The organism is Xanthomonas sp. 3307, from assembly GCF_014199735.1.
Lineage (GTDB): Bacteria > Pseudomonadota > Gammaproteobacteria > Xanthomonadales > Xanthomonadaceae > Xanthomonas_A > Xanthomonas_A rydalmerensis.
On record NZ_JACHOG010000005.1, the window covers coordinates 258543 to 282193 of the forward strand.

Genomic DNA, 23651 nt, shown 5'->3' on the forward strand with positions numbered 1-23651 from the left:
ATGCGCGGCTGCGCCGGTGAAGGCGGTTGCATGGGTGTTGCGCTGGCAGTGTGTTGCCTTGTCCGCGCGAGCGCCTGCGATGCTGGCTTGCGCGTGTAGTCCGGCCTGCTGGCGACGCGTGCGGGCACCGCGTAGGATCGCGTCGAACCAGCGCCGCCGCGGCGCGCCGCAGCACGAGGAATCATGGACACGCCGACCACCGCCTACGCCTTCACCGCGACCACGCTGGACGGGCAGACGCAGCCGCTCGCCGAGTACACCGGCAAGGTGCTGCTGATCGTCAATGTCGCCTCCAAGTGCGGTTTCACGCCCCAGTACGCCGGGCTGCAGGCGCTGTGGCAGCGCTATCGCGAGCGCGGACTGGTGGTGCTGGGCTTTCCCTGCGACCAGTTCGGCCACCAGGAACCGGGCGATGCCGCGGAGATCCGCCAGTTCTGTTCGCTCAGCTACGACGTCGATTTCCCGATGTTCGCCAAGGTGCAGGTCAACGGCGACGGCGCGCATCCGCTGTGGCGCTGGCTCAAGCAGCAGAAATCCGGGCTGCTCGGCATCGCCGCGATCAAGTGGAATTTCAGCAAGTTCCTGATCGGCCGCGACGGCCAGGTGCTGGCGCGCTATGCGCCGACCGACAAGCCGGAAGCGCTGGCGGCCGATATCGAGCGGGCGCTGGGCTGACGATTCGACCGCAAACGCCCGGCGTGGTCCCGAATGCCGGGGTGGTTGCCTTGCCCTTGTGGTAGGGACTTCAGTCCCGACGCCTTTGACTCGAACGCGTCGGGACTGAAGTCCTTCCCACACACGATTTCGCCACTATTGCGCTTTGGCCTGCCGCCATGTCGCTTATGCCGGTAGGAGCGGCTTCAGCCGCGATGCGCTTTACCGGTAAAGCCTGTCGCGGCTAAAGCCGCTCCTACGACGGGAGACGCGCAGCGCCGTTACTTCTCGACGAACGCGCGCTCGAACACGTAGTGGCCCGGCGAGCCGATGCGCGGCGAGGCGACGAAGCCGCGGGCGTCCAGGGTGTGGCGCAGGTCGGCCAGCATCTGCGGGCTGCCGCAGATCATCGCGCGGTCGTGTTCCGGGTTCAGCGGCGGCAGGCCGAGGGTGCGCTGCATCTCGCCGCTCTCGAGCAACTCGGTAAGGCGGCCGCGGTTGCGGAAGTCTTCGCGGGTCACTGCCGGGTAGTACAGCAGCTTCTCGCGGATGGTCTCGCCGAGGAACTCGTGCTGCGGCAGTTCCTTCTCGAAGTAGTCGCGGTAGGCCAGATCCTTCTCGAAGCGCACGCCGTGGGTGAGGATCACCTTGTCGAAGCGCTCGTAGGTTTCCGGGTCCTTGATCACCGACAGCCACGGCGCCAGGCCGGTGCCGGTGCCCAGCAGGTACAAATGGCGGCCCGCGTGCAGGTCGCTGATCAGCAGGGTGCCGGTGGGCTTCTTGCCGACCAGTACCGAATCGCCGGGCTTGATGTGCTGCAGGCGCGAGGTCAGCGGGCCGTCCGGCACCTTGATGCTGAAGAACTCCAGCTGCTCTTCCCAGTTGGCGCTGGCGATGGAGTAGGCGCGCAGCAGCGGCCGCGTCTCCGTCTCCAGGCCGATCATCACGAACTGGCCGTTGTCGAAGCGGAAGCCGTCGTTGCGGGTGGTGGTGAAGCTGAAGTAGTCCTCGGTCCAGTGGCGGACATCGAGCACCGTTTCGGGGCCAAAAGCGGAAGACATGCCGTTGATCGTGATGGGGAAGGAACGGCGGCCATTCTACCCCATGCCGGCTCAAATGAGATCAAATCTCATTTGTGGCCCGGTGCCGATCACGCGATCCGGCTTACTTCTCGAACGAGACCTCGTAGGACAGGTATAGCGGCGCCTGCGGCGGTGCCAGCAGCGGGCGCTGGCGCAGGAAGCGCTCCAGGCACAGCGCCAGCGGGGTGGTGCCGTTGCGCCAGCTGGCGCCGACGCTGCCGTCGGCCTGCACCTGCACCACCACGGTGAACGGCGAGGTGTCCGGACGCGGCGTGGCGCAACTGGCTACACCCTCGTCCAGTGCCGCGCGCTGCAGGGTCTGCAGGCGCTCCTGCATGGCCGCCGGCAGGGCGGCCTCGTCGCGGTCGGCCAGGGTCTTGGCCGCGGCGTAGTCGGAAGGCGCCGGCGTGTCCGCGGCGGGAGCGGCGAGTGCCGGGACGGCGAGGGCGGCGGCGAACAGGCAGGACAGGGTGCGGAGCATGGCGGTGTCGGAAGGGGCGGACAGGCTAACGATACCCAGCGGCCTGCAGTTCGAACAGCTCCGCGTAGCGGCCGCCCTGCGCCATCAGTTCGTCGTGGGTGCCGCTGGCCTCGATCCGGCCATCGGCCAGGACCAGGATGCGGTCGGCCATGCGCACGCTGGAGAAACGGTGCGAGATCAGCACCGCGGTGCGGTTGTCGGACAGTTCCTTGAAGCGCTGGAACACCTCGAACTCGCTGCGCGCATCCAGCGCGGCGGTCGGCTCGTCGAGGATCATCACCTGCGCGTCGCGCATGTAGGCGCGGGCGATGGCGATCTTCTGCCACTGCCCGCCGGACAGGTCCACGCCGGTCTTGAAGCGGCGCCCGATCACCTGCGCGTAGCCCTGCGGCAGGCCGTCGATCAGCTCGGCGGCCATCGCCCGTTGCGCGGCGGCGCGGATTCGCGCCGCGTCGTCCAGCGCGTCGACCTGGCCGACGCCGATGTTCTCGCCGGCGCTGAAGTGGTAGCGCACGAAATCCTGGAAGATCACCCCCAGGTTGGCGCGCAGGTCGTCCAGGTCGTAGTCGCGCAGGTCGCGCCCGTCGAGCAGGATGCGGCCCTCGTCCGGGTCGTACAGCCGCGCCAGCAGCTTGACCAGGGTGGTCTTGCCGGCGCCGTTCTCGCCGACCAGGGCCAGCACCTCGCCGGCGCGCAGCGCGAAATCCAGGTGCCGCACCGCCCACTGCTCGGCGTCCGGGTAGCGAAAGCCGACGTTCTCGAACACGAAGCCCTGCACGATCGGCCGCGGTACCGGCACCGCGCCCGGACGGCTGCGGATCTCCGGGACGATGCGGAAAAACGAGTACAGATCGTCCAGGTACAACGCCTGCCCGGCCACCTGCGAGAAGCCGATCAGCAGACCTTCCAGCAACTGCCGCAGGCGCAGGAAGCTGCCGGCCAGGAAGGTCAGGTCGCCGATGCTGAAATCGCCGCGCACGGTGCGCCAGGCGATGTAGCCATAGGCGCCGTAGTAGCCCAGCGTGCCCAGCGCCGCCAGCACGGTGCCCCACAGCATGCGCTTGCGCGCCAGCGCGCGGTTGGCCTGGAAATAGCGGTCGGCCAGGGCGCGGTAGCGGGTGATCAGGAAGTTGTGCAGGTTGAAGATCTTCACTTCCTTGGCGGTCTCGACGCTGGCGCCGAGCTGGCGCAGGTAGTCGAGCTGACGGCGTTCGGCCGTCCACTGGAAGTTGAGCGAATACCCCAGCGCGTTGAAGTGCGCCTCGCCGATGAAGGCCGGCACCAGCGCCACCGCCAGCAGGGCGATGAGCCACGGCGCGTACACCAGCAGGCCGACCGCGAAGCTGGCCACGGTGATCGCATCCTGCACCTGGCCGAACAACTGGCTCATCAGGTTCATGCGGCCCATGGTCTGGCGCCGCGCGCGGTCCAGCCGGTCCTGTTGTTCCGGGTCCTCGAAATCCTCCAGGTCCAGCTGGGCGGCATGCTCCATCAACTGCACGCTGGTGGTGTTGTTGAACAGCTCCGACAACAGCGTGTCGGCATAGCTGACCAACCGCCCGAGCAGGTCCGAGGCGATCGCCAGCGCCAGCTCCAGGCCCAGCAATTCCAGCAGCCGGTTCAGGCGGCCGCTGGCCAGGGCCTGACCCAGCGAGTCGAACCCGGGCGATTGCCCAACCAGGTGGATGGCCTCGTCGATGATCAGCTTGCCCACGTACAGCGAGGCCACCGGCAGCAGCGCCCGGATCACGCGCAGGCCGATGCTGCTGAGGGTCAGCCAGCGGCTGGTCTGCCAGATCTGGCGCAGGAACGGCGGCAGGTTGCGCATCGCGTCGAAGCGCTCGCGCAGGCTTGGGCCGGTGGCGGGCGCGGTGCGGGCGCCGCCATGGGAAGGGGAGGTAGATGCCATCGGCGCATTGTGCCGGGGGCGGGCGTGCGCGGGGAGTGTGGACTGCGCCGGGGCCGAGGCTGCACCGGCGCTGACGCCGGTGGCTGGCGCGCGATGTCTGAAGACGAGGAGTGGCTTAGCATCGTGGATGTCCAGCCAAGGCCGTTGCCATGTCCGATCCTGCCGCGCCTGCATTTGCCCGCCTGCGTGCGCACATGCCGTCGTGGCGCGAACTGCTGGGCTGCACGATTTTCGCCTTGGTGGCCACCGCGCTGCTGCTGTGGGGCAACGCCGCCGTGTTGGTGTTGACGCTGTCGTATGTGGCTTTCGCGATCGGCTACAGCCTGTTTCGCTTGTTCGGCGGGCGCGGCGGCATCGATCTCGAACAGTTGTGGCGCGATGTGCTCGATGCGGTACTCGGTCTGTGCTGATGGGGGCTGGTTGCGGCTGGCCTGTCCGGCGCGGCGCCATGTCATGCGGCGTCTCCGTACCCTCACCCCAACCCCTCTCCCGGTGGGAGAGGGGCGAGCGCTTTTCCTTCTCCCGCCGGGAGAAGGTGCCCCGAAGGGGCGGATGAGGGTACGGGCGAAGCCTCGAAATGCTTGCTACCGCCAAGCGTTCCATGGCGGCCGTACCCTCACCCCAACCCCTCTCCCGGTGGGAGAGGGGCGAGCGCTTTTTCCTTCTCCCGCCGGGAGAAGGTGCCCCGAAGGGGCGGATGAGGGTACGGGCAAAGCCTAGAAATGCTTGCTACCGCCAGGCGTTCCATGGCGGCCGTACCCTCACCCCAACCCCTCTCCCGGTGGGAGAGGGGCTAGCGCTTCCCTTCTCCCTGCGGGAGAAGGTGCCCCGAAGGGGCGGATGGGGGTACGGGCGAAGCCTCGAAATGCTTGCTACCGCCAGGCGCTCCGTGGCGGCCGTACCCTCACCCCAACCCCTCTCCCGGTGGGAGAGGGGCTAGCGCTTCCCTTCTCCCTGCGGGAGCAGGTGCCCCGCAGGGGCGGATAAGGGTGCGGGCGAAGCCTCGAAATGCTTGCTACCGCCAGGCGTTCCATGGCGGTCGTACCCTCACCCCAACCCCTCTCCCGATGGGAGAGTGGCTGATTCTGCGTCTCACGGGAGCATCTTTGGCTTATTCGTCCAGCCGCAGCGTCAGGCACTTGGCGGCGCCGCCGGCCTTGAGGAATTCGTCCAGCGGGGTCTGCACCACGCGGTAGCCGATCGCGGCCAGCGCGGCGCATAGCGTGGGCGAGGCGCGGTTGAGCAGCAGGGTGTCGTCCAGGTCCACCGCGTTGCAGGCGAAGGCGAGGGCGTCGGCCTCGCCGACGGCGATGCGCCGCGAGGCCGGGATGTGCTGGGCGATCGCCTGCTGCGCGTCGGCATCGAACGCGGCCGGGTAGTACAGCAGGTAGCCGTCGCGCAGCGGGCAGAAGCAGGTGTCCAGGTGATAGAAGCGCGCGTCGACCAGGCGCAGCGGCACGACTTCGATGTCCAGCAGGTCGGTCAGTTCGTGCGCGGCGGCCAGGTCGCTGCGGTGGCCGTGGCCCATCCACAGCCGGCGTGCGCCGCGGTCCAGCAGTGCGTCGCCGGCGCCTTCGAAATACACCTGCTCCGGCAGTTCGCGGATGCGCAGCCCGGCCTGGCGACACCAGGCGGTGAACAAGGCTTCCTCGCCACGGCGTTCGGCGTGGCGGAAGCGGCTGGGCACGAAGCGGTCGCCAAGCACCAGGCCGGCGTTGGCGCTGAACACCATGTCCGGCAGCCCCGGGGCGGCGGCGATGCAGTCGACGCGCGCTCCTGCCGCCTCGGCGGCGGCCACCAGCGCGTTCCACTGCGCCTGCGCCCGCTCGCGGCTGGCGGCGTGGACGTTGCCTTCCATCCAGGGGTTGATCACGTAGTCCACCGCGAAGTGCTGCGGCGCGCACATCAGCAGGCGGTGGCCATGGCCGGCGGCGCTGCGGAACTGCGGCTCGGGGGAGGCGAGGGCCAGGTCGGTCTCGTCGGCCAGGCCGCCAGCAAGGACGTTCTCGATCATGCGCGCACTCCGCGTCGGGGATGCGCGCCACGCTAGCGGCGCCGTGTTGCGAGGACATGTCGGCGGACTGGTGGCGGGATTGGGGATTCGGGATTGGGGATTCGTGCAAGCAGAACCGCGCGCGCTGCGGGTCTGCTGGCGTCGGCGTGCGTGGTCGTGGTCCAGCGGCGAGCAACCGGGAGTTTTGAAACGCCACGCATCCTTGCCGACTACGCGATCCTGCCCCCGATTCCCGATTCCCGATTCCCGATTCCCGATTCCCCAATCCCCAATCCCCAATCCCCAATCCCCAATCCCCAATCCCGGCGCGCAGCGCCTTTACGGCAGCGCCGGCTGCAGACCCACGCCCAGCCGGTTCCAGGCGTTGATCACCGCCACGGCCATGGTCAGGGCGCTGATCCCGGCCGGATCGAACTGCGCCGCCAGCGCGTCGTAGACGGCCTGCGGCGGCGCGCCGGCGGGCAGCGTGGTCAGCGCTTCGGCCCAGTCCAGCGCGGCGCGCTCGCGTGCGTCGAAGAAGCGGCTGTCGCGCCAGGCGGCGAGGGTATCGAGCTTGCGTGGCTCGGTGCCGGCCTTGCGCAGGGCGCTGGCATGCATGTCGATGCAGTAGGCGCAGCCGTTGAGTTGGGAGACGCGCAGGAACACCAGTTCGGCGAGGGCGCTGCCGAGCACGCCATCGTGCACGTGCTGGCTGGCGGTCAGCAGGGCACGGAACGCTTCGGGTTCGTGGCGGGTGTAGTCGATGCGATGGAAGTGCATGGTGGGTCGCTCATGGCGGCCACCGTGGCCGCCTTCCCCTCCAGGACGCACCTATGCGTCGCGGCGTGACAGCGCCGCCGCAGGTCATTCGCGGCTGGCTGCAGGCGGCGCGGTCGGGGCCGGCAGCTTGTCCGGGTTCATCAGGGTCAGCACCTCGGCGATGCGCTCGCCGTCGATCAGCAACAGCGTCGCCGACTGCAGGCGTGACCCCAGGAAGCGTAGGATCGCCGGTTCGCCATTGACCGTGCCGATCCGCGTTTGCAGGCCCAGGTCGCGCCGCGCCAGCGCCCAGTACAGCCGGCCGATGCGCTCGGCGCCGTGCAAGGGGCGCAGGCTGGCGGTGACCTTGCCGCCGCCGTCGGAGCGCAACTGCGCGTCGGCATGCAGCAAGGCGGCGATGGCGGCGCGGTCGCCGCGCTGCGAGGCGTGCAGGAAGCGCTCCAGCAACTGGCGGTGGCGCTCGGGGGTGACCGCGAAGCGCGCCTGGCCCTGGCCGAGCCGCTCGCGCGCCCGGTGCACCAGTTGCCGGCAGCCGGCCTCGCTGCGTTCCAGGGCGCGGCCGATCTGCGCGTAGTCGTAGTCGAACGCCTCCTTCAGCAGGAACGCCGCGCGCTCGTGCGGGTTCAGCCGCTCCAGCAACGCCAGGAACGCCACCGACACCTGTTCGGCGCGGTCGTGGCGCTCGGCCGGGTCGGCGTCGTCGGCGATCTCCAGCGGCTCGGGCAGCCACGGGCCGACGTAGTGGACGCGGGCGCTGCGCGCCGCGCGCAGGCGGTCCAGGCCGAGCCGGGTGGTGGCGGTCACCAGCCAGGCTTCGGCGTCGCGGATCGCGCCGCGGTCGCTGGCCTGCCAGCGCAGCCAGGCGTCCTGCACGGTGTCCTCGGCGTCGGCGCGGCTGCCGAGCAGGCGGTAGGCCAGGCCGAACAGCCTGGCGCGGTGGGATTCGAAGGTCGGATCGTGGGTCATGACGACCAGGACGGAACAGGGCGTGCCGGCGTGACACCGGGCGGGGCCGCCACTTTGCCCTAAAATGGGCGGGTTTCCCCCCGCCAGCCGCAGAGCCAGCCGTGACCTCGATCAAGCAGGAAGACCTCATCCAGTCCGTCGCCGACGCGCTGCAGTACATCAGCTACTACCACCCGGTCGACTACATCAAGAACCTGTCCGCGGCCTACGAGCGCGAGCAGTCGCCGGCGGCCAAGGACGCCATCGCGCAGATCCTGATCAATTCGCGCATGTGCGCCGAGGGCCACCGGCCGATCTGCCAGGACACCGGCATCGTCACCGTGTTCCTCGAGATCGGCATGAACGTGCGCTGGGACGACGCCACCATGGGCGTGGAGGACATGGTCAACGAGGGCGTGCGCCGCGCCTACAACCATCCGGACAACAAGCTGCGCGCCTCGGTGCTGGCCGACCCGGCCGGCAAGCGCCAGAACACCAAGGACAACACCCCGGCGGTGGTCAACGTGAAGGTCGTCCCCGGCGACACCGTCGACGTCATCGTCGCGGCCAAGGGCGGCGGCTCGGAGGCCAAGAGCAAGTTCGCCATGCTCAACCCGTCCGATTCCATCGTCGACTGGGTGCTCAAGACCGTGCCGACCATGGGCGCCGGCTGGTGCCCGCCGGGCATGCTCGGCATCGGCATCGGCGGCACCGCCGAGAAGGCGATGCTGCTGGCCAAGGAAGCGCTGATGGAGCCGATCGACATCGTCGACCTGCAGGCCCGCGGCGCGTCCAACCGTGCCGAGGAACTGCGCCTGGAGCTGTACGAGAAGGTCAACGCGCTGGGCATCGGCGCGCAGGGCCTGGGCGGCCTGACCACGGTGCTGGACATCAAGGTCAAGGACTACCCGACCCACGCCGCCAACCTGCCGGTGGCGCTGATTCCCAACTGCGCGGCCACCCGCCATGCGCACTTCACCCTGGACGGCAGCGGCGCGGTGATGCTGGATCCGCCCTCGCTGGAAGACTGGCCCAAGCTGACCTACAACCCGACCAACGCGCGCCGGGTGAACCTGGACACCATCACCCGCGAGGACGTGGCCAGCTTCAAGCCGGGCGAGACGATCCTGCTCAACGGCAAGCTGCTGACCGGCCGCGACGCCGCGCACAAGCGCATGATCGACATGCTCAACCGCGGCGAGACGCTGCCGGTGGACTTCACCAACCGCTTCATCTACTACGTCGGCCCGGTCGATCCGGTACGCGACGAAGTGGTCGGCCCGGCCGGCCCCACCACCGCCACGCGCATGGACAAGTTCACCCGGCAGATGCTGGAGCAGACCGGCCTGCTGGGCATGGTCGGCAAGTCCGAGCGCGGCGACGCGGCGATCGCCGCGATCCGCGACAACAAGGCGGTGTACCTGATGGCGGTCGGCGGCTCGGCCTACCTGGTGTCCAAGGCGATCAAGGCCAGCAAGGTACTGGCGTTCGAAGACCTGGGCATGGAGGCGATCTACGAGTTCGAGGTCAAGGACATGCCGGTGACCGTGGCGGTCGACGCCAGCGGCGAGTCGGTGCACAAGACCGGCCCGCGCGAGTGGCAGGCGCGCATCGGCAAGATCCCGGTGGTGGTCGAGGCCTGATCGGCCGTACCGCGAACGCCGGCGAGGACGCCGGCGTTCTGCGCGACGCTGGCGGCGCGCCGGCGTCGCGGCAATAATCGGCGCTGGTTCCGCCTCCGGGGAAAGCGTCGTGTCCATCGTGCTTTACGGCTCGCCCAGTACCGCCTCATTCGTCGTGCATTGGTTGTTGATCGAACTGCAGGTCGATTTCGAACTGCGTATGCTCGATTTCGAGCGCCAGGAGCAGAAACGTCCCGAGTACCTGGCGATCAACCCGCAGGGGAGGGTGCCGACCCTGGTCTTGGACGGGCAGGTGCTGACCGAATCGGTCGCCATCGCCATGCACCTGGCCGACCTCTATCCGCACGCCGGCCTGGCGCCGCCGCCCGGCACCCCCGAGCGCGCGGCCTACTACCGCTGGATGCTGTTCGGCGCCTACACCCTGATGCCGGCCTACCGCGACTGGTTCTATCCCGACGAACCGGCCGGCGCCGACAACGCCGAGCGCGTGCGCGCCAGCGCCCGCGCATTCCTGGAAAAAGCCTGGGACGAGGTGGCCACGCACCTGGAGCAGGGCGGCCCCTACCTGCTGGGCGAGCACTGCAGCGCCGCCGACTTCGTGCTGGTCATGCTGATGCGCTGGTCGCGCAACATGCCGCGGCCCACCGACAGCTGGCCGGCGCTGAAGGCCCTGGCCGAGCGGATGAAGGCGCGCCCGGCGTTCCACGAGACCTATCGGCGGGAAGGCATTACCGACTGGGTGTGAGCAGGGTGCGGGTGCGCTGATCGGAAGCGACGGCGGCTGCATTGCCTGGCGTCGGCTATCGGGTTTTTCCGGCAGTTTTCTGCGGCAACGAAACAGCGCTCGCGGAAGCTGCGCAAGCGGTTTCGTCTTGCGCTCTATATTGGAGTCGAACCAACGACGCGCGGATCAACAGGCACTGCGCTGACCGCTCGCGTGGTTTGCCGTCCCCATCCTGCGTCACGTTGTCGCACCCGGCACCGCGGTCGGCTCGTTGTCGGCGCTGCCGCCTAGAATGACGCGGTGTCCGCCCTCCGTGCTCCTGCCCGACTGCGCCGCCTGATGCGTTGGCCCGCCTTGCTGGCCGCGCTGTTGCTGGTGGTCGCGCCGGTGGCCAGCCGGTTGCTGGAGGCCGCAAGCCTGCCGGTGCCGATGTGCACGGCGGCCGGGTTGCAGGCCGCCGCGGACGTGCTGCCGCAGCACGCTGCCGTCCACGCTGGTCATGACGACGCGTCGGGCGCGCAGCGCGACCATGGCCCGGACCATGCCGCCTGCGACTACTGCGTGCTCGCCGCGCGGCTGCTGCCGTGGCTGGCGATCGTCCTGCTGCTGGCCGCGTCGCTGCCGGCGCCGAGGGCCACCACGCTGCTGCGCCATCGTGTCCATGCCGCCGTGCGCTGGCGCGCGCACGCCGCACGCGGGCCGCCAGTTGTTCTCCAGAACGCTCTCCTGTTTCCGGTGCGCTAGGCGCGCCGGCGCCGTTCTTTTCTGGAGTTCACCTCATGCCTCAGTTCCTGCCGTCGCCCGCGCGGGCGGCGTTGTCGTGCTGCATCCTCGCGAGCCTGTTTCCCGCCGCCGGCCACGCCGAGACGCCCGATGCCACCACCCTCGACCGGATGCAGGTGACCGCCACCGCGCCGGTCGCGCCGCTGACCTGGACGGTCGATCCGAAACTGCCGCGGCAGCCTGTGCCGGCCAGCGACGGCGCCGACTATCTGAAGACCGTGCCCGGCTTCGCCGCGATCCGCAACGGTGGCACCAACGGCGATCCGGTGCTGCGCGGCATGTTCGGCTCGCGGCTCAACGTGCTCAGCAACGACGGCACCCTGGTCGGGGCCTGCCCGGCGCGCATGGACAACGCCTTGTCCTACATCGCCCCGGAAACCTTCGACCGGCTCACCATCGTCAAGGGCCCGCAGACCGTGCGCTGGGGACCCGGCGCCTCCGCCGGCACAGTGCGCTTCGAGCGCGACACCCCGCATTACGCCGCGCCCACGCTGGAAGGCGAAGCCAGCGCGCTGGTCGGCTCCTGGAACCGCAACGACCAGACCCTCGACCTGCGCGGCGGCAACCGCAGCGGCTACGCCCGCGTGGACGCCAACCGCTCCGAGTCCGGCGACTACCGCGACGGCGATGACGCGGTGGTGCCGTCGCGCTGGCGCAAGTGGAATGCCGATGCCGCGGTCGGCTGGACCCCGGATCCGGACACCGTGCTGGAACTCTCCGCCGGCACCGGTGACGGTCTGGCCCGCTACGCGGGGCGCAGCATGGACGGCGTCCAGTTCCGCCGCCGAAGCTATGCCGCGCGCTTCGAGCGCACCGGCCTGCCCGGTGCCTGGGAAGCGCTGCGCGCCAATGCCTATGTCAACGACGCCGACCACGTCATGGACAACTACACCTTGCGCCGGCCCAACCCGCAGTCGGCGATGCCGATGCCGATGGCCTCCAACGTGGACCGGCGCACCAGCGGCGGGCGCGTGGAATCGGAGTGGCGCTGGGAGCAGATCGTGGTCCAGGCCGGCGTCGATACCCAGCAAAGCCGCCACCGCGACCGCAGCGCCAGCGGCGAGGGCGTGTACCGGAGCCTGCCGTGGCGCACCGACGCGCGGTTCGACAACCTCGGCGCCTTTACCGAAGCCACCTTCGGTGCCGGCACGGCGCAGCGCTGGATCGCCGGCCTGCGCCTAGACCGCGCGCAGGTCGAGGACACCCGCCGCAGCGTCGGCATGATGGGCATGCCCAATCCCACCGCCGGGCAGACGCGCAGCGAAGACCTGGGCAGCGGCTTCCTGCGCGTGGAACGCAACCTCTCGGCCGACACCGTCTGGTATGCCGGCTTCGGCCGCAGCGCACGCATGCCCGACTACTGGGAACTGTTCTCGGCCGACATGGGCCCGATGGGCGCGGCCAATGCGTTCGCCGGGCTGCGTCCCGAGCGCACCACCCAGCTCGACCTCGGCCTGCAGTACCGTGGCGCGACCGTGCAGAGCTGGGTCTCCGCCTATGCCGGGCGGGTGCAGGACTTCATCCTGTTCACCTACGCCGACGGCGGCATGATGGGCACTACCACCCGTGTCGACAACGTCGACGCGCGCATTGCCGGCGCCGAGGCGGGAGTGGACTGGCAGCCGCGGCAGGGTCTGACCCTCGGCGGCACGCTGGCCTATGCCTGGGGCGAGAACCGCAGCGACGGCACGCCGTTGCCGCAGATGCCGCCGCTGGAATCGCGGCTACGGCTGGAGTGGGAAGGGCAGCGCTGGTCGGCCGGTGCGCTGCTGCGCGCGGTCGCGCGACAGGGACGGGTGGCGTTGGACCAGGGCAATGTGGTCGGCCGCGACCTCGGCCGCAGTGCCGGCTTCGCCACGCTGGGGCTGAGCGGTGGCTATCTGGTCAGCGCGGCGTTGCGGTTGAGCGCGGGCATCGACAACGTGTTCGACCGGCGCTACAGCGAACATCTCAACCTCGCCGGCAGCGCCGACTTCGGCTTTCCGGCCGATCCGGTGCGCATTGCCGAACCGGGCCGCAACCTGTGGTTGAAGGGCAACTACCGGTTCTGAGCGATCGGCGATCGGCGATCGGTGGGCGCGGTCGCATGGCGACTGCGCCGCCATCGGGGTAGGGCGCTTATGTGCGCCCAGGCACAACGCATGCAGCTCTCATCGAGGCGGCGCCGCATACGAAAAACTTCAACGCTGCCTGCGTCCGTCGTGACTGCAGCAATCCAGACGTCCGCGGGTCGCGCGCGGAATGCGCGACCAGCACACGCGACGCCCGCCAGTCGGGCGCCGCGCGTGCCGCTCAGGCGTGGCGTTGGCTCAGAACCATTCCAGCAGCGAGATGCCTACGCCGACGTAGGTGGCGCGGTGGTTGTAGTCGATCATGCTCTCGCCGTAGCCGTCGAACACCTGCACATGGCCGCGCAGCAGGTTGCTGATCGGGAAGCCCCAGTCCAACTGCACCGCGCCGTGCGAACGGTCGCCGCCGCGCAGCGAGTGCCGCGCCATCAGCGCCACTTCGTGGCCGTTGCGGTTGTAGATCAGGGTCGCGTCGCCACGGCCCATGTAGTCCTCGATGTCCGGGTTGTTGTCCTGCTTGCGGCTCTCCGGGATGCGGTACCAGGGGCGCAGCACCAGCGCCCAGTTGTCGCGGTCCAGGCCGATGTTGAGCATTGCCCGGTTCCAACTGCGCGACAGCGGATCGCTGCGGCCGTTGGACTGGTGGGTCAGCTGGATGCCGGTCATCCGTCCCTTCCAGCCGAACAGGCTGTAGTTGTTGCGGAACACCAGCATCAATTCCGGCTCGTAGTTGGTCTCGCGGAACGGGCGCGACTGCTCCGAGTTGTAGACCTGCCAGCGCGAGCTCTGGGTGTAGGCACCCCACAGGTCGCCGTTGTCGCCGAAGATGTTCTCCACGATCTTGGTCTTGAAGCTCAGCTGGAACTTCGCCTCCACGCTGTCCAGCGGTTCGGCGGTGGTCACCGTGTTGACCGGGTTCGGCGAGGACGGCAGCTCGTTCTTCTTGCTGGTCCAGAACGCCGGCAGCAGGTACACCGGCTTGTAGGCGCGCAGCTGGAAGGTGCCCAGCTTGGAGTCCTTGGCCAGTTCCCAGCGGCTGTCCAGCAGCGAACCCTTGCCGGCATTGGCGATGGTGCTGTCGTAGCGGTCCTGCTTGAAGATCGCGGCGGCGCGCTGGCGGGTGCGCTCGGCGACGCCGGCATCCTCCGGCACGCTGGCGTCCAGCTGTTGCTTCTGGCGTTCGCTGGCGACCTGCGCGGCGGCATCGGCCGCCTGCGGGTCGGCGGTCCGGCGCGACAGCGCCTGGTCGTAGCAGGCCAGGCGGGCGGCGTCGCTGGAGATGGCCACGCAGGCTTCCGGCGAGGCGGGAGTGGGCAGGACTTCCTGCGCATGTGCAAGCGGCACGGCCGCGATCGACAGCAGTAACAGGGGGCGGACCTGGCGGTGGGACATGCGGTTCTCGCTGCAACGGGCGGCGCGGGCGGGTGGTGCGCTGCCGGGGTGAATGGCCGGCAGCGAAAATACAGGAAGTGACGACAACAGGGTCATCACGCGTTCATGCTGTCGCCGCGACGCCGTCTTCAGGCAGGCGTCTTCAGAGCAGCCAGGCCACCGCGAACACCGCGAGCATCGCCAGCGCCAGGCCGAGTTTGGCGGCGGTGCCCAGCACGATCCCCAGCCAGGTGCCGACGCCGACCCGGGTCGCCTGGCGCAGTTCGCGGCCGTGCCAATACTCCCCGGCCAGGGCGCCGACGAAGGGGCCGACGAACAGCCCGATCGGCATGAAGAACATGCCGGCGATCCCGCCCAGCACCGATCCCCACAGCGCCTTGCGACTGGCGCCGACGCGCTGCGCGCCGAACGCGGTGGCCAGCAGGTCGACCAGCAGCGACAGCGCGGTGAGCACACCCAGCACGGTCAGCGTCGGCCAGCCGAGGCGTTGGAAGCCATCGGCCCAGGCCGCCAGCAGCATCCCGGCGAACATCAGCGGTGTGCCGGGCAGGGCCGGCAGCAGCACCCCCGCCAGCCCGACCAGCACCAACAGCCCGGCACACAGGTAATAGATGAACGCAGGGTCCACGTGGCTCACCGCGGGGGAGATTTGGGGGTTGACAGATGGGGTCTTTTTGCTGATTGCATTTTCATTTTGACCGGGGTAAGTTGCAGCCGCTGCGTTTGCAAAGGTCACCGTGAATCGTGGCCTGATGCGGTAGATCCATCGATCCGCTACATCGTTATACCTCGCTTCCTCCTTGCAACCAGCCGCCGCCCCCACGGCGTACCCACCCCTGAGACGAGTTCCAAGGAGTAAGTCCATCATGAACGGCACTGGCAATCGCGAAAACGGCACCGTGAAGTGGTTCAACGATGCCAAGGGTTTCGGTTTCATCAGCCGCGAAAACGGCGAGGACGTGTTCGTGCACTTCCGGGCCATCCAGACCCAGGGCTTCAAGAGCCTGAAGGAAGGCCAGAAGGTCAGCTTCACCGTGGTGCAGGGCCAGAAGGGCCTGCAGGCCGACGCGGTGCAGCCCATCTGAGGATTGCCGCGCGATGTGGCGCGCAGCAAAAAGGCCCGCATTGCGGGCCTTTTTGCGTTTTCAGGGGATACCGGATCAGCGCGGCACGACGCGCCCGTTGACCACGCGCACGTAGGTGTTCTCGCGCACCCCGGCCAGGTCGCGCTGGTTGACCACGATCACCCGGCCATCGTCCATCTGCACGTGTACGTCGTAGGTGTCGCTGGTGACGTTCTTCTGGATCTCGTTGCCGGCGAGCGCGCCGGCTGCCGCGCCGGCCACGGCGGACACGTTCTGGTTGCCCTTGCTGCCGCCGGTGTGGTCGGAAATCTCGTGGCCGGCGACCGCTCCGACGATGCCGCCCAGAATCGCGCCGGTCGCCGATGGCGCCGTGCGCCCGGACGCCACGGTGTCGATGCGGGTGACGATGCCGCAGTCGGCGCAGCGCGTCTGGGTGTAACCACCGCGCGCCGGCTGGCTGTAGCCGCCGCCGTACCCGCCGCCATAGCCGGGGGACGTGGCGCAGCCTGCCAGCGCCAGGGTCGCCACGGCAGCGGTGGCCATCAATTGGATCTTCATGGGTGCTCTCCTCAAACAGTGATGGAGCGCGGCGGCAGCGCCGCGTTCGCACGCATCCTGTCCACCCCTGCGTGAATGCAACGCCAACCCTGGCGGGTGCCGTTCAGCCTCGCGGCGGCTGGCGTCAGCGCCAATTCATCCACACGCACGGGTGTGGATCAGCACAAAAACCGGCCCGCAGGCACCGAGAGGGGTAACGGCGGGACAGCCTGAGCATCTGCCGGCGGATGATGGGAACAGCACGATGCCACGTCGCCAGCAAGGCACACCGGGTTTTATCGACACGGGCCACGCCACTTCGGCGAAACCCGCATGACCGGTCGGTGCCGATCCCGCCGGAGCCTCAGCGGAAATCGCGATGGCAGGCGTCGCAGCGTTCGTCGATCTGCTGGCGTGCCTGCGCCAGCGCGGCGCAGTCGGTCGGTGGTTGTGCCAGCGCCGCGTCCACGCCGGTGCGTAGCGCATCGGCGTGCTCGCGAAAGCGGCTGTCGTCGGCCAGGTCGGGGAATGCCGTGCTCAGCTCGTCGCCGAGCAGGCGCAACGTGCGCAGCCGCGCCTGCGGCCCCGCGCCGCTGCATTGCCGATGCGCGGTGTCGCGTTCGAGCAGCGCCAGTTGCTTGCCCATGACCTGCATCAGGCTGCGCGGGAACGGATCCTGCCGCGCCTGCACCGCACGCAGTGCCATCACCGTCAGCACCAGGCCGAGCAGCAGCCCGGCCAGCAACACGAACAGATAGCGGGACGCGGAGGCGGGCGGAGGCGGCTTGGCCATGGCGGCATGCGCGGCGGGAAAGGAATCCCGATGGTACGCCTGCCGTCGCCTGCGCAGCCCAGCGGCGCAATCCCGAATCCCCAATCCCCAATCCCGGCTCCACCGGCAATCCCCTAAAATGGGCGCATGAACGAACAATGGCGCGAGCGCTTCGCCGGCATCGACCGGCTCTACGGGCAAGGCACGATCGAGCGGCTGGCGCACTGCCGGGTGGCGGTGGTGGGCATGGGCGGGGTCGGCTCGTGGGTCGTCGAGGCCTTGGCGCGCTCGGCGGTCGGGCATCTGACCCTGATCGACGCCGACGACATCTGTGTGTCCAATACCAACCGGCAGCTGCCGGCACTGGCGGGTCAGTACGGACGCAACAAGGCGGTGGCGATGGCCGAGCGCTGCGCGGCGATCAATCCGCAGATCGAGGCGCTCGCGGTCGAAGCGTTCCTGACGCCGACCAACATCGCCGAACTGCTCGATGCCGGCTTCGACCTGGTGATCGACGCCTGCGACAGCTTCCGGGTCAAGGTCGAGACCATCGCCTGGTGCCGGCGCCGCAAGCTGCCGCTGCTGACGGTGGGCTCGGCCGGCGGACGTACCGACCCGACCCTGGTGCGGATCCGCGACGTGTCGCGCACCGAGCACGACGCGATGCTGGCGCTGATCCGCAAGAAGCTGCGCAGCGAATTCAACTTCCCCAAGAACCCGCAGCGCTACTTCGGCGTGCCGGCGGTGTACTCGCTGGAGAACGTGCGCTATCCGCAGGCCGACGGCAGCGTCTGCGGACTGCGCCCAGTGTTGGGTCCGGATGCCGCCTTGAACCTGGACTGCGGCGCCGGGCTGGGCGCCGCCACGCACATCACCGGGGCCTTCGCCTTCGCCGCGGTCGGCAAGGCGCTGGAGATGCTGTTGAAGCGCGCCGCGGCGCGCGAGGCGGCGGCCGCCTGACGCGTGCTAGGTCGGCGCCGTCGCGCCGGTCGCCAGGTTGCGCTCGGTGGCCGCCTGCAGGACGGCCAGCCGTTCCAGGTCCTGCGCCGGCTGCGGCCGGCCGAACAGGAAGCCCTGGAAGTGCCGGCAGCCCATCGCCGAGAGCATCTCGCACTGCTGCGCCTCCTCGATGCCTTCGGCGAGCGCGACCATGCCCATCACCTCGGAGATCTCCACGATCTTGGCCAGCAGGCGCCGCGAGGACTCGTCGGCCTTGGCGTCGTTGACGAACTGCCGGTCGATCTTGAGCTTGGTGACCGGCAAGGTCCGGAGCATCGCCAGCGAGGAGAAGCCGGTGCCGAAGTCGTCCAGCGCCCAGCCGATGCCGAACGCCTTGAGTTCGTGCATCTTGGTGCGCACTCCGGCGGTGTCCACGTACAGCGCCGACTCGGTCAGTTCGAATTCCAGCGATGCCGGCGCCACGCCCTCGCTGCTGATCACCTGCTTCACCGAGGCCACGAAGTTGGGATCGAGCAACTGCACCGGGCTGACGTTCACCGCCACCACCAGCGCATGCAGGTCCGGCTCCTGCGACCAGCGCCGCAGCGTGCGGCAGACCTGACGCAGCACTTCCAGCCCCACTTCGCGGATCAACTGGCTCTCTTCGGCCAGCGGGATGAACTTGTCCGGGGTCAGCAGCCTGCCGCTGGGATGGCGCCAGCGCACCAGCGCCTCGGCGCCGAGCATGCGGCCGTTCGCGTTGACCTGCGGCTGGTACAGCACCTCGATCTCGCCGTTGCCGACCGCACGCGACAGTTCCCGCTCCAGCGAAATGCGCGCGTTCACGTCGTTGCGGTAGATGTGCAGGATCGCCGCCAGCAGGCCGGCGGCGCACGCAAGGTTGGAGATCGCGCCGAGCCGGCGCATCCCCAGCGGCGGCGAGGACGCCGGCGCCAGCCAGTCCAGTTCGCCCGAGCCGAACGCGACGAAGGCGCCCAGGCAGGCCATCGGGAACACCAGTGCGCGGTAGCGGCGGCTGCGGTCGAACACGAACAGCGCGCCGGCCGCCAACGGCAGGAAGAAGGTGTGCACCGAGCGCGGCACCGTGCCGATCGGCGCGTCGATGATCGAGATCACCAGCACCACGACGAAGATGCCGTGCGCCACCAGCGACAGCGAGGCCTCGTCGCAATGGCGGCGACGGCCGAGCGCGAGCAGCCCGACCGCAGTCAGCCCGACGAAGGCGAATGCCAGTTCTGGCCGCCCGTAGTACAGGTAGCACACGGTCCAGAAGGTGCCGAGTGTGGTGCACGAGACCCCGGCCAGGGTCAGGGTGCTGCGCATCTTGCGGCTGCGATTGCTGTCGCGGAACTTCAGGGAGACCCAGCTTTCGCCGTTGGAGGCGTGTTTTTCCGAATTCGCGACGCTTTTCATCGTCGCAGCGCCCGCCTATGCGCCGTCGTCGCTCGCACCGGAACGTCGGCGAAGCACGCGATCGAACACGTACGCGGCGCGCTGTGGAGAAGCGGGTAGGGGATGCGGCTTGCCGGTTGTTTCACGCCAGGAGGATCCGATCTGCCAGAACGCGTGCCATCGAGCCGGCCGCCGAGCCTTTGCTGAGAGCGAACGGGTTCACACTCCGGTGCCTGGCGGACAAAAGATCCGCTCGCCGTTTCAGCGCGGTGCACAGTAGCAGAAGCAAGCGTGCCGAAACGCTATCGAAAGGCGACGTTCCGGCTGCTCAGTTCACAGTTTCGTGCGAAAGGTGCGCGGCAAGCGGATTTTCAGTGCGCTGGTGCGTCATGCGAGGGCGTTGGCCGCTCCGCGCGGTCCGCGATGGTGGTGGTTGCGGACGGCGGCGACACCGTGGCGAGGGCCGTCGACTGTCTGCGAGACAGTCCTGCGTCAGGCCGGATCGGTCGCGCCAGCGAGCGTGTCGGGCAAGCCGAACAGGCGGCGTGCATTGGCCGTGGTCTGTGCGGCGATGGAGGCGGCAGGTGCGTCGCGCAGCTCGGCGATGGTGTCCAGCACCGTGCGCAGCCGCGCCGGTTCGTTGCGCTGTCCGCGGATCGACGCATCGGGCTGGTCCGGCGCATCGGTTTCCAGTAGCACCTGTTGCAACGGCACCGCGGCGGCCAGCCGGCGCAGGCGCTGCGCGCGCTCGTAGGTGACCGGCCCGCCGAGGCCGATCAGGAAATCCAGCGACTGCAACTGCGCGGCCTGTTCGGCGCTGCCGGCGAAACTGTGCACCACGCCACGCACGCGCCCGACCTTGCGGATCGCCAGGATCACCGCGTCCACCGCGCGCCTGGCGTGCACGATCACCGGCAGGTCGAACGCGCGCGCCAGCTGCAGTTGGCCGACGAAGTAACGCTGCTGCTCGGCTTCGTCCAATCCTTCGACGAAGAAATCCAGGCCGCACTCGCCGATGGCGCAGGGACGCTCGCGTTCGATCCACTCGCCGAGCAACGGCAGGTGCTCGGGACGATGCTGGTCCAGAAACAGCGGATGCATGCCATACGCGGGATACAGGCCGGGGGCGGCCGCGCAGACCGCGCGCAGCTTGGGCCAGGACGCCGCGGTCACCGCCGGCACCACCTGCGCCCGCACGCCCGCCGCCTGCGCGCGTGCGATCACCGCGGCGCGGTCCGGGTCGAACTCCTCCGCATCCAGGTGGCAGTGGCTGTCGATCAGTTGCATGGCGCTCAGCGGCGTACGCGCTGCGCGGTGGAGGTCAGCGGTTCGGTGGCCGGCGCCGGCGTGCGGGTCTTCCAGTTGGCCAGCAGCAGGGTGCCCAGGCCGAACACGATCTCGTCGATGAAGGGCACCGGATCGGGCAGCAGCACGCTCAGTACGAACAGGCCGGCGGTGATCTTGAACAGCGTCGGGTAGCGCAATTTGCCCGCCCAGCGCAGCAGCGGATAGACGATCGGATTGGGCATGGCACGTTCTCCGGGGCAGCGGTGGAAACGCTAACAGCCTCGATATGGCGACATTCCGGCGGCGTTACCAGCCGCGGCGCCGGCGCGTTGCTGAATAGGGAGCGGATTGGTTCAGCTTCCGCATGGTAATCACAGCACCGTAGACAACGCGGTCAGCCCGCAGGAGAGCACACATGAAAAGCACTACGACAACCGTTCTGGTCGCGGCTGGCGCCTTGCTGGTCGGCGGCGTGGCCACCGCGGCCTTCATGAACAATCGCGACAAACCCGTGGACGTCGCCAACAGCGACGTGCGCCCGGCCCTGGACAATACGCGCGGCGACAGCGCGCTGGACAACAGCGTCGGCGGCAAGCTGGAGTACGCCGACGTGGTGCGGGTCGACCCGATCACCCAGAAGCAGCAGCGCTACGCCGAGGTGATCGGCACCGAGCCGCTGCGCGAGACCTCCACCACCACGACGCCGCGCCAGGTGTGCAACGACGTGGTGGTGCAGGAGCGCCTGCCCGAGCGCGACGGCAACGTCGGCGGCACTGTGGTCGGCGCGCTGGTCGGCGGCCTGCTCGGCAACCAGGTCGGCCACGGCAATGGCCGCAAGGCCGCCACCGCGGCCGGCGCGGTGGCCGGCGGCTTCATCGGCAACCGCATCGACCAGAATCACGTCGGCGGCCGCGTGGTCGACCGCACCGAGCGCCAGTGCCACACCGAGAACAGCACGGCGCAGTCCTCGACCATCACCGGCTACAACGTGACCTACCGCAACGACGACGGCACCACCGGCACCATGCGCATGGACAGCAAGCCGGGCAACCGCATCGCCATGGGTTCGCAGGACGTGGTCAAGGGCTACGACGTGACCTACCGCTACGACGGCCAGGAAAAGACCGTGCGCATGGACGACCGCCCGAACAGCGACCGCTTGCCGGTGCTGGACGGCCGCCTGGTCACCCAGACCGCCTCGGCCGGCGACGTCGCCGTCAGCCAGCGCTGAGTCGCAGTTTGGATGCACCCCCGAAGGCCGGCGCTTGCGCCGGCCTTCGTCTATCTGGAGGCGGCGGCGCGGGCGGGGCCGATACAATGCGGTTTTCGCCGTGGACACCGCCATGCCCCTGCCTTGCGACGATCTGTTCGACGTAGCCGCGCTGCTCAGCGAGGAGGAGCGTGCGATCCAGCAGGCGGTGGCGCGCTTCGTCGATGCCAAGGTGCTGCCGGTGATCGGCGATGCCTTCGACCAGGCGCGGTTCCCGCGCGAACTGGTGCCGGAACTGGCGCAACTGGGACTGCTCGGCGCCAGCCTGCCGCCCGGGCAGGGCGGCGGCGGCCTCAACGCGGTCTGCTACGGCCTGATCTGCCAGGAACTGGAGCGCGGCGACAGCGGCCTGCGCAGCTTCGTCAGCGTGCAATCCTCGCTGTGCATGTATCCGATCCACGCCTACGGCAGCGAGGCGCAACGCCAGCGCTGGCTGCCGGCGATGGCCGCCGGCACCGCGATCGGCTGCTTCGGCCTGACCGAGTCCCAGGGCGGCTCCGACCCGGCGGCGATGCAGACCCGCGCGGTGCGCGACGGCGACGGCTGGCGCCTGAGCGGCAGCAAGATGTGGATCACCAACGGCAGCATCGCCGACGTGGCGATCGTGTGGGCGCAGACCGAGGACGGCATCCAGGGCTTCCTGGTCGAGGCGGGCACGCCGGGCTTCGGCACCCAGGACATCGCGCACAAGATGAGCCTGCGCGCCTCGGTGACCTCGGCGCTGTTCTTCGATGAGGTGCGCCTGCCCGACAGCCAGCGCCTGCCTGGGGTGCGCGGGCTGAAAGGACCGCTGGGCTGCCTGACCCAGGCCCGCTACGGCATCAGCTGGGGCGCGATCGGCGCGGCCATCGCCTGCCTGCGCGAGGCGCTGGCCTACGCTGGCGAGCGCATGCTGTTCGGGCGGCCGCTGGCGGCGACCCAGAGCGCGCAGATCAAGCTCGCCGACATGGCGCGGCGCATCGCCACCGCGCAGTTGCTGGCGCTGCAACTGGGCCGGCTCAAGGATGCCGGCACGCTGCAGCCGGCGCAGGTGTCGCTGGCCAAGTGGAACAACGTGCGCATGGCCCTGGACATCGCCCGCGAGTGCCGCGACCTGCTGGGCGGTGCCGGCATCACCACCGACTACGGCGCGATCCGGCATGCGCTGAACCTGGAATCGGTGATCACCTACGAGGGTACCGAGACCGTGCACCAACTGGTGGTCGGCCGCGAGCTGACCGGCATCAATGCGTTTTGAACCCATGGCCCGCGCGCGGCGCGGGCCCTTTTTGCAGGAGAACCGAGGATGAGTGTCTTCGATGTGCGCGTGGAAACCGAGCGCCTGTTGCTGCGGCCGCCGACCGCCGAGGATTTCGCGGCGTTCTGCGCATTTTCCGCCGATGCGCAGACCATGCATCACCTCGGCGGCGTGCAGGCGCCGTCAGTCGTCTGGCGCGGCCTGGCGACGATGGTCGGCAGCTGGCAGTTGCAGGGCTTTGCGATGTTCTCGGTGATCGAAAAGCGCAGCGGGCAATGGATCGGCCGGGTCGGTCCCTGGCAGCCGCACGGCTGGCCGGGCACGGAGGTCGGTTGGGGCATCGCGCGTGCGTACTGGGGCCATGGCTATGCGCCGGAGGCGGCCGCGGCGTCGATCGACTGGGCGTTCGCGCAGTTGGGCTGGAGCGAGGTGATCCATGTGATCGCACCGGACAACGCCAACTCCAAGGCGGTGGCGAGTAAGCTCGGTTCGCAGTATCTGCGTCCCGGGCAATTGCCGGAGCCGCTGCCGCAGGAGCCGATCGAGGTTTGGGGCCAGTCGCGCGCGCAATGGCAGGCGCGGCGCTGACCCGCGGCCGCGGCGGAGCGTCGTCCGGGGGCCGAGGCCCCGCTCTTGCGAATCCCCATTCCCGACTC

24 protein-coding genes are annotated in these 23651 nt (G+C 69.2%); 11 read left to right on the top strand and 13 right to left on the bottom strand.

All coding sequences use genetic code 11. The features are described from left to right. Positions 1–183 precede the first annotated feature (183 nt). Positions 184–675, top strand: coding sequence for a glutathione peroxidase (locus tag GGR64_RS14105; protein WP_184646598.1), 492 nt, complete (start codon positions 184–186; stop codon positions 673–675). Between the two features lie 260 nt (positions 676–935). On the opposite strand, the gene GGR64_RS14110 is transcribed toward GGR64_RS14105, so the two are convergent. From GGR64_RS14110 to GGR64_RS14120, 3 genes are all read right to left on the bottom strand, one after another. Continuing rightward, positions 936–1715, bottom strand: a complete 780-nt coding sequence (locus GGR64_RS14110; protein WP_184646600.1) for a ferredoxin--NADP reductase — start codon at positions 1713–1715, stop codon at positions 936–938. Positions 1716–1818: 103 nt separating this feature from the next. After that, on the bottom strand, positions 1819–2217 hold the full coding sequence (locus GGR64_RS14115) for a hypothetical protein (protein WP_184646602.1): 399 nt from the start codon (positions 2215–2217) through the stop codon (positions 1819–1821). 25 nt (positions 2218–2242) lie between these two features. Continuing rightward, positions 2243–4126: an ABC transporter ATP-binding protein gene (locus tag GGR64_RS14120; protein ID WP_184646604.1), complete on the bottom strand. Its 1884-nt coding sequence runs from the start codon at positions 4124–4126 to the stop codon at positions 2243–2245. 149 nt (positions 4127–4275) lie between these two features. On the opposite strand from GGR64_RS14120, the gene GGR64_RS14125 reads away from it, so the two are divergent. Further along, positions 4276–4536, top strand: coding sequence for a hypothetical protein (locus GGR64_RS14125; RefSeq protein WP_160969458.1), 261 nt, complete (start codon positions 4276–4278; stop codon positions 4534–4536). Positions 4537–5237: 701 nt separating this feature from the next. On the opposite strand, the gene GGR64_RS14130 is transcribed toward GGR64_RS14125, so the two are convergent. The 3 genes from GGR64_RS14130 to GGR64_RS14140 form a co-directional block, all read right to left on the bottom strand. Continuing rightward, positions 5238–6140 carry an arginine deiminase-related protein gene (locus GGR64_RS14130; protein WP_184646606.1) on the bottom strand — a complete coding sequence of 301 codons (903 nt, stop codon included), beginning with the start codon at positions 6138–6140 and terminating at the stop codon, positions 5238–5240. Positions 6141–6458: 318 nt separating this feature from the next. After that, positions 6459–6899, bottom strand: coding sequence for a carboxymuconolactone decarboxylase family protein (locus GGR64_RS14135; protein WP_184646607.1), 441 nt, complete (start codon positions 6897–6899; stop codon positions 6459–6461). 84 nt (positions 6900–6983) lie between these two features. Then, a complete protein-coding gene (locus GGR64_RS14140) occupies positions 6984–7865 on the bottom strand; it encodes an RNA polymerase sigma-70 factor (protein ID WP_184646610.1) in 882 nt (293 codons plus the stop codon). A gap of 101 nt (positions 7866–7966) precedes the next feature. Here GGR64_RS14140 and GGR64_RS14145 point away from each other — a divergent pair, with 101 nt between their 5' ends. From GGR64_RS14145 to GGR64_RS14160, 4 genes are all read left to right on the top strand, one after another. Further along, positions 7967–9487, top strand: a complete 1521-nt coding sequence (locus GGR64_RS14145; RefSeq protein ID WP_184646612.1) for a fumarate hydratase — start codon at positions 7967–7969, stop codon at positions 9485–9487. Positions 9488–9596: 109 nt separating this feature from the next. Then, on the top strand, positions 9597–10232 hold the full coding sequence (locus GGR64_RS14150; protein ID WP_184646614.1) for a glutathione S-transferase family protein: 636 nt from the start codon (positions 9597–9599) through the stop codon (positions 10230–10232). A 333-nt stretch (positions 10233–10565) separates the two neighbouring features. Next, the gene (locus GGR64_RS14155) at positions 10566–10955 is read left to right on the top strand and encodes a DUF2946 domain-containing protein (protein WP_260303025.1); all 390 of its coding nucleotides are present in this window, start codon (positions 10566–10568) and stop codon (positions 10953–10955) included. Between the two features lie 35 nt (positions 10956–10990). After that, positions 10991–13045 carry a TonB-dependent copper receptor gene (locus GGR64_RS14160; protein WP_184646618.1) on the top strand — a complete coding sequence of 685 codons (2055 nt, stop codon included), beginning with the start codon at positions 10991–10993 and terminating at the stop codon, positions 13043–13045. Between the two features lie 258 nt (positions 13046–13303). Here the strand turns inward: GGR64_RS14160 and GGR64_RS14165 are convergent, their stop codons facing one another. Further along, the gene (locus tag GGR64_RS14165) at positions 13304–14455 is read right to left on the bottom strand and encodes a phospholipase A (protein ID WP_160969448.1); all 1152 of its coding nucleotides are present in this window, start codon (positions 14453–14455) and stop codon (positions 13304–13306) included. Positions 14456–14597: 142 nt separating this feature from the next. Then, entirely contained in the window at positions 14598–15083 is a 486-nt protein-coding gene (locus GGR64_RS14170; RefSeq protein WP_160969447.1) for a DUF456 domain-containing protein, read from the bottom strand. A 238-nt stretch (positions 15084–15321) separates the two neighbouring features. On the opposite strand from GGR64_RS14170, the gene GGR64_RS14175 reads away from it, so the two are divergent. Next, positions 15322–15540: a cold-shock protein gene (locus GGR64_RS14175; protein ID WP_184447695.1), complete on the top strand. Its 219-nt coding sequence runs from the start codon at positions 15322–15324 to the stop codon at positions 15538–15540. Positions 15541–15615: 75 nt separating this feature from the next. On the opposite strand, the gene GGR64_RS14180 is transcribed toward GGR64_RS14175, so the two are convergent. Both GGR64_RS14180 and GGR64_RS14185 read right to left on the bottom strand, forming a co-directional pair. Further along, positions 15616–16098: a glycine zipper 2TM domain-containing protein gene (locus tag GGR64_RS14180; RefSeq protein WP_184646621.1), complete on the bottom strand. Its 483-nt coding sequence runs from the start codon at positions 16096–16098 to the stop codon at positions 15616–15618. Between the two features lie 343 nt (positions 16099–16441). After that, positions 16442–16870 (bottom strand): cytochrome c, encoded by a 429-nt coding sequence (locus tag GGR64_RS14185; RefSeq protein ID WP_184646623.1) that lies wholly within the window; start codon positions 16868–16870, stop codon positions 16442–16444. 126 nt (positions 16871–16996) lie between these two features. On the opposite strand from GGR64_RS14185, the gene GGR64_RS14190 reads away from it, so the two are divergent. Next, a complete protein-coding gene (locus GGR64_RS14190) occupies positions 16997–17809 on the top strand; it encodes a tRNA threonylcarbamoyladenosine dehydratase (protein WP_184646624.1) in 813 nt (270 codons plus the stop codon). 6 nt (positions 17810–17815) lie between these two features. Here GGR64_RS14190 and GGR64_RS14195 read toward each other — a convergent pair whose 3' ends face one another. From GGR64_RS14195 to GGR64_RS14205, 3 genes are all read right to left on the bottom strand, one after another. Further along, the gene (locus GGR64_RS14195) at positions 17816–19222 is read right to left on the bottom strand and encodes an EAL domain-containing protein (protein WP_184447698.1); all 1407 of its coding nucleotides are present in this window, start codon (positions 19220–19222) and stop codon (positions 17816–17818) included. A gap of 471 nt (positions 19223–19693) precedes the next feature. Next, positions 19694–20488 (bottom strand): TatD family hydrolase, encoded by a 795-nt coding sequence (locus tag GGR64_RS14200; RefSeq protein ID WP_184646627.1) that lies wholly within the window; start codon positions 20486–20488, stop codon positions 19694–19696. Between the two features lie 5 nt (positions 20489–20493). Further along, positions 20494–20730, bottom strand: a complete 237-nt coding sequence (locus GGR64_RS14205) for a DUF6116 family protein (RefSeq protein WP_048491350.1) — start codon at positions 20728–20730, stop codon at positions 20494–20496. 173 nt (positions 20731–20903) lie between these two features. Here GGR64_RS14205 and GGR64_RS14210 point away from each other — a divergent pair, with 173 nt between their 5' ends. The 3 genes from GGR64_RS14210 to GGR64_RS14220 all read left to right on the top strand — a co-directional run bounded on the left by GGR64_RS14210 (position 20904) and on the right by GGR64_RS14220 (position 23583). Further along, positions 20904–21719 (top strand): glycine zipper 2TM domain-containing protein, encoded by an 816-nt coding sequence (locus GGR64_RS14210; RefSeq protein ID WP_184646628.1) that lies wholly within the window; start codon positions 20904–20906, stop codon positions 21717–21719. Positions 21720–21819: 100 nt separating this feature from the next. Further along, a complete protein-coding gene (locus GGR64_RS14215) occupies positions 21820–22995 on the top strand; it encodes an acyl-CoA dehydrogenase family protein (RefSeq protein WP_184646630.1) in 1176 nt (391 codons plus the stop codon). Between the two features lie 48 nt (positions 22996–23043). Continuing rightward, entirely contained in the window at positions 23044–23583 is a 540-nt protein-coding gene (locus GGR64_RS14220; protein ID WP_184646632.1) for a GNAT family N-acetyltransferase, read from the top strand. Positions 23584–23651 lie beyond the last annotated feature (68 nt).